Annotated in this window: 5 protein-coding genes and 1 pseudogene; 2 read left to right on the plus strand and 4 right to left on the minus strand. The window is 68.7% G+C overall.

Annotated features, from left to right (window positions below):
• Positions 1–281, minus strand: a pseudogene (locus tag A2X88_02185) (hypothetical protein).
• A 94-nt stretch (positions 282–375) separates the two neighbouring features.
• On the opposite strand from A2X88_02185, the gene A2X88_02190 reads away from it, so the two are divergent.
• Positions 376–723, plus strand: coding sequence for a hypothetical protein (locus A2X88_02190; GenBank protein OGP34707.1), 348 nt, complete (start codon positions 376–378; stop codon positions 721–723).
• Here A2X88_02190 and A2X88_02195 read toward each other — a convergent pair.
• Together A2X88_02195 and A2X88_02200 are read right to left on the minus strand one after the other, a co-directional pair.
• Entirely contained in the window at positions 707–1,021 is a 315-nt protein-coding gene (locus A2X88_02195) for a hypothetical protein (protein OGP34708.1), read from the minus strand. The two genes, A2X88_02190 and A2X88_02195, sit on opposite strands and share 17 nt — an antisense overlap.
• A complete protein-coding gene (locus A2X88_02200) occupies positions 1,018–2,094 on the minus strand; it encodes a hypothetical protein (GenBank protein OGP34709.1) in 1,077 nt (358 codons plus the stop codon). The genes A2X88_02195 and A2X88_02200 overlap by 4 nt, the downstream gene beginning before the upstream one ends.
• Positions 2,095–2,120: 26 nt before the next feature.
• On the opposite strand from A2X88_02200, the gene A2X88_02205 reads away from it, so the two are divergent.
• On the plus strand, positions 2,121–4,043 hold the full coding sequence (locus tag A2X88_02205) for a selenocysteine-specific translation elongation factor (GenBank protein ID OGP34710.1): 1,923 nt from the start codon (positions 2,121–2,123) through the stop codon (positions 4,041–4,043).
• A 40-nt stretch (positions 4,044–4,083) separates the two neighbouring features.
• Here the strand turns inward: A2X88_02205 and A2X88_02210 are convergent, their stop codons facing one another.
• Positions 4,084–5,196: a hypothetical protein gene (locus A2X88_02210; protein ID OGP34711.1), complete on the minus strand. Its 1,113-nt coding sequence runs from the start codon at positions 5,194–5,196 to the stop codon at positions 4,084–4,086.
• Positions 5,197–5,431: the final 235 nt, after the last annotated feature.

Here is a 5,431-nt window from a genome sequence, read left to right on the forward strand (position 1 = left end):
CACAGCGTCACGACGTAGTCGAACCGGATCCCCTCCAGATCCTCCGCATGCTTGGAATAGTGCCCGGAGATGTCCACCCCCGCCTCCGCCATCGCCTCGATCGCCATCGGATGGACGTAGCAGGGCGCGACCCCGGCCGAGAAGGCCTCGAACCGGTCCGATTTCAGCGCCCGGGCCCACCCTTCCGCCATCTGGCTGCGGCAGGCGTTCCCGGTGCACAGGAAGAGCACCTTCATCCGGGGAAGCGGACCGCCGCCTTTTTTCCCCTTGCGCCGTGCCACGGCATTCTCCTCCCCGGGGTTATCCCCCTTTCCGTACCTTGACCTTAACGCCGGGCGCGGAATATCCTATACTAATACCCGGGGGGGTGGGGATGTGAAACAATCCGCCAAGGTCTTCAAGGCGCTTTCGGACGAAACGCGCCTTCGGATCCTGAAAATACTCGAGCAGCGCCCCCTGTGCGTCTGCGAAATCCAGTATGTCCTCAAAGGGTCCCAGCCCAACGTGTCCCATCACCTGAAGACCCTGTCGGACGCCGGGCTCGTGGAGTCGAAAAAGGACGGGCTCTGGGTCGACTACCGGCTTCCGGACAAGCCGCAGACGCCGCTCCACGCCGCCGTGCTCTCCCTGGTCAAAAACGGCCTCTCCAAGGATCCGGTCATGAAGAGGGACAACGCCCTGGTCAAGAGCGCGAACCGGCTCGAGATCACCCTCCGGAAGTAGGTTCCCCCGGATCGCGGAGCCGCACGACGGTGGCTCCCCATCCCCCCGCCTCCGGCGGGGCGTCCGCGTATCCTTCCACCCGCGGGTGGTTCGAAAGGACCGACCGGACGATCCGCCGCTGGGCGCCGGTCCCCTGCCCGTGGATGATCCGGACCTGCCGGAAACCCTTCTCCGCCGCCTCCTCCAGGTAATCGCCGACAAGGCTCCGGACCTCCGCCGGGGAAAAGGCATGGAGGTCGATCCGGTCCTCGATCGGGATCCGGCGCGGCATCCCGGTGCGCGACCGTCCTCCGCTCATCCGGCGGGCGGAGATCCCGGGACCATGGCAGGTTCCTTCACCCGGGGGGGCTCCGCCTCCTGCGCGCGAAGGAGAACCGTCTGGTTCTTCCGCGCAATCTCCGCCCACTCCTCGAAGGGGACCCGCTCGAATGCGGCCACCACCTCCGGGTCGAAACGGCTTCCTGCGCCGGACCGAAGCTCTTCGACCCCTTCCGCGTGAAAGGCGGCGCTGTGGTAGGCCCGTTCGGTCGTCAGGGCGTCGTAGACGTCGACCACGGTAAAGATCCGCGCCCCGAGGGGGATCTCTTCCCCCGCAAGCCCCCTGGGGTAGCCGGAGCCGTCGAACCGCTCATGGTGGCACAAGACGATCTCCGACGCCTCCTTCAGGAACGGGATCTTCCCGAGCATCCGGTGGCCGATCTCCGGGTGCCGCCGCATCGTCTCCCACTCGCTCGCGGAAAGCGCCCCGGGCTTGAGGAGGACGTCGTCGGGGATGCCGATCTTTCCCACGTCGTGCAGAAGGGCCGCCCGCCACAGGATGTCGAGCTCTCCGGCGTCCCGGATCCCCATCTCCGTCGCGAGGCGGATCGTATAGTCGGCCACGCGCAGCGAGTGGACCCCGGTGTTGTGCTCCCGCATGTCCAGCGCCGAGGCCAGCGCGACCAGGGTGTTCTCGTTCGCCGATTCGACCTCGAGGAAATGCTTCCGCTGCCGCTCGAAGAAGTTCGCCGAGAGCGATCCGACCAGCCAGAAGACCCCGACCTCGCCCACGCGGCCGATCTGTTCCTCGATCCCGGCAGGCCATCCATCGCCGAATAGCCCGAGGCATGCCACCGTCGCCACGGCGACGGCGGCGGCCGCCCCCCGGCCGGTGAACCAGGAAGAAGCGAGGAGAATGGGGAGGAAATAGAGCTTTCGGACCAGTTCCCGGGAGCCCTGCGCGGCCTCGATCCTCTCGGGAAAGACCTGGAGAAGCACAGTGATGCCGAGCAGGAGGACCGCGACGGCCGCTGCCTTCGCCGCCGGCCCCGTATACCCGAAGACCGATTCCCGCGGTGAGACCTCTCCCATGTTCTTCCCATGGTACCGCATCCGGGGAATCCGGGTAAGATACTTCCATGTCCGGAAAGGTGATCGTCGGGACGGCGGGGCACATCGACCACGGGAAGAGCGCCCTCGTGCGCGCGCTGACCGGCACCGACCCGGACCGGCTCAAGGAGGAGAAGGAGCGGGGAATCACGATCGAGCTGGGGTTCGCCCGGCTTTCCCTCCCCTCCGGGATCCTCGCCGGGATCGTCGACGTCCCGGGGCACGAGAGATTCGTCCGGACCATGGTGGCGGGAGCGGCCGGGATCGACATCGTGATGCTCGTGATCGCGGCGGACGAGGGGGTGATGCCGCAGACGCGCGAGCACCTCGACATCTGCCGCCTCCTCGCGATCCGGGGGGGGCTGGTGGCGCTCACCAAGCGCGACAAGGTCGACCCCGACTGGGCGGCCCTCCAGGAGGAGGAGGTTCGCTCCTTCGTGCGGGGGACCTTCCTCGAGGACGCCCCGATCGTCCCGGTCTCCTCGGTGACCGGCGAGGGGCTTCCCCGGCTGGTTTCCGAGCTCGACCGGATCGCCTCCGCCGTCCCGGGAAAGGATCCCTCCCTCTTCTTCCGCCTCCCCGTCGACCGTTCCTTCACCATGAAGGGGTTCGGAACGGTGGTGACCGGTACCGTCGTCGGGGGGACGGTGCGGTCGGGAGACGAGGTGCAGGTGCTCCCCGGCGGGGAATCGGCGAAGGTCCGCGGGCTCCAGGTCCACGGCGGGCCGGCCGCTCACTCCACGGCGGGGACCCGCACGGCGGTGAATCTCCAGGGGCTGGAGAAGGAGAGCGTGCCGCGGGGGGCGGTCCTCTGCCATCCCGGAACCTTCGCCCCCACGAAGGCGGTCGACGCCTTCCTCGAGTACCTGCCTCTCGTCCCGAAACCGCTGCGGAGCCGGGCCCGGGTCTCCTTCCACGCGGGGACCTTCTCCTGCCTCGGGAGGGTGTTCCTCTACGGGACCGCCGGGATCCCCCCGGGCGGCTCGGGGTACGCCCGGATCGAGCTCGAGGAGGAGCATATCCTCGGGGGCGGGGACCGGTTCATCCTGCGGGGGTTCGCCCCGCTGGAGAACTTCGGCTACACGATCGGCGGAGGGGCCGTCCTTTCCCCCTGCCCTCCCCCGCGACGGAAAGGGACGGCGAATGAGATTCCGGAGGCGCTTCCGCGCCTCCGCTCCTCCGTGCCGGAGGAGCGGATCCTGGCCGCGGCGGAGGAGGCGGGCCGCGTCGGACTGGGGAAAACGGAGGCCGCCGTCATCGCGGGAACCGGCCCCGAGGCGGCAGAGGCCGGGATCGAACGGCTTCTCTCCGCGGGAGGCCTTCGCGGAAACGCGGGCGGCCGGCGCTTCTGGCACACCAAAGCGGTGGAGCAGGCGGCGGCCGAGGGGATTCGCGCCCTCTCGCTCCTTCACGACCGGTTCCCCGACCGGGAAGGGTTCCCCCGGGAGGAGGTCGCCGCGGCCTTTCCGGTTCCCCCGGACATGGAGCTGCTGGCGCTGGCGTTTTCGGGAAGGAAGGAGCTCGGAAAAGCGGGGGAGCTCCACTTCCTTCCGGAGCGCCGACCCCGTTCGGTGGATCTGTCGTCGCCCCTTGCGAAGGCGATCGCGGACAAGGTCCGCGGCGCGGGCCTCTCCGCCCTGTCGAAGACGGAACTTGCGGACAGCCTGCGTCCACCCGACAGAAAGGAATTCGAGAAGACGCTGGAGGGGCTGGTCAAGGCCGGGAAGGTGCTTCGGGTGAAGGACCTCCATTTCGATCCGGACGCCGTCTCCCGTCTCAGGGATCAGCTCGTCGCGTTCCTGGAGAAGAGGAAGGAGATCACGGTGCCGGAGTTCAAGGAGCTCGGCGGGGGGCTTTCGCGCAAGTACATCATCCCCCTGATGGAGCACTTCGACCTGGCCAAGGTGACCCTGCGGATCGGCGACAAGCGGATCCTTCGGAAAGGGACGTAGGATCCCCCGGAGACGGGTCCTCCCGGGCTCGAGGCCGGACTCATGAAGCGGGAACCGACTCGTTCCCGGTCGGGTTTTCCTCTCCCGCGACTCTCCAGAGGATCGCCCCGGCGACTCCGGACCCGAACCCCGCGAGGTTCCCCGCGAGCGACAGGGGGGCCGGGTTCAGGAAATCCATGAAGGGGCCCGGACCGATGAGAAACGCCCCGGCGATCCAGACGCAGGCGAAGAGATAGGCGGGGATGGTCACCACCCGGCCCAGCCCGTACATCCGGATCGGGACATCCGGGAAGAAGACCAGGTAGGCGCCGAGCACCCCGGCGACGGCTCCCGCCGAGCCGAGGGCGGGCGGGTTTCCCGTCGTTCCCCAAAGGAGGTGCGCGGCCCCCGCGACGGCCCCGCAAAGAAGATAGAGGAGCAGAAAGGGGAGCCATCCCATCCGGTCCTCCACGTTGTCTCCTAAGACGAGCAGGAAGAGGATCCCGACCGCCAGGGGAAGAAGCCCGGCATGGAGGAAGGGGGCGATCAGAAGCGCCTCCGGGGGAATCCCCCGGAATCCCGCCCCGGACGGAAGACCGGCAAGCCCGCCGGGGAGGCGAAGGGAAGCCTCCCCCAGTCCGGCGAACAGGGTGATCAGGAACGGCAGGGCCGCCAGCAGGAGGGTGACGACCGGGAAGGAACGGACCTCCGGACCGGTGTCCGAGAGCGGGACGATGACCGGGAGGGGAATCCCCATGCCGGGCCCTCCGATCCCGCCCGCCGCCTGGCGCCGCATGGCCGCTTCGGCCAGCGACTCGCCGAGCGCCGCGTATTTTTCCCGGTGCTCCCGCAGGAATCGGAACCGGGCGGCGATCCTGCCCGCGGAGCGGCGCGGGGCCAGGATCCCGCGGCACTCACGGCAGACCAGCACCGGGACCCCCGTCATCTGGAAATCGACCGCCCCGAGCCGTTCCCCGCACATGGGACAGGGGGTCGACGCCGCCTGCCGGTGCAGCCGGGCCAGCTCCCCCGCGGGAGGATCCGGCGGACTTTCCCCTTCCCCGGCCGGAAGCCGGCCTTCCGTGAGCTCCCGGATCTCCCCGGAATCGAACCAGAGCGCCCCGCAGGAGAGGCACCGGTCGATCTCCCGTTCGCCGGAAACGACCCGGCGCATGGAGGCTATTCTGCAAAAGGGACAGTGCATCCGCGCCAGTATACCGCGTCGGACGAAGGAGGAGACCATTGTGCCGCCTCCCCCTCCGACTTGTCCTCTGTAGCAGCGTGAGCAGCGAAGGAGGAGGCGGCGAAGCCTGTCCCGGGCGCCCTCGCGACGGGGCACACTACAGGGCGGAGCCAGCCGAAGGAGGGGGGATGAGCGGAGATAAAAAGAATGAGCCGGGGGCGGAGGG

The organism is Deltaproteobacteria bacterium GWC2_65_14, from assembly GCA_001797615.1.
Lineage (GTDB): Bacteria > Desulfobacterota > Deferrimicrobia > Deferrimicrobiales > Deferrimicrobiaceae > GWC2-65-14.

What these genes read in the sequence shown, in the direction of transcription:
- A2X88_02195 (OGP34708.1), bottom strand. Translation starts at nt 1,021, where the DNA reads ATGAGCGGAGGACGGTCGCGCACCGGGATGCCGCGCCGGATCCCGATC.
- A2X88_02200 (OGP34709.1), bottom strand. Translation starts at nt 2,094, where the DNA reads ATGCGGTACCATGGGAAGAACATGGGAGAGGTCTCACCGCGGGAATCG.
- A2X88_02210 (OGP34711.1), bottom strand. Translation starts at nt 5,196, where the DNA reads ATGCGCCGGGTCGTTTCCGGCGAACGGGAGATCGACCGGTGCCTCTCC.
- A2X88_02205 (OGP34710.1), top strand. Translation starts at nt 2,121, where the DNA reads ATGTCCGGAAAGGTGATCGTCGGGACGGCGGGGCACATCGACCACGGG.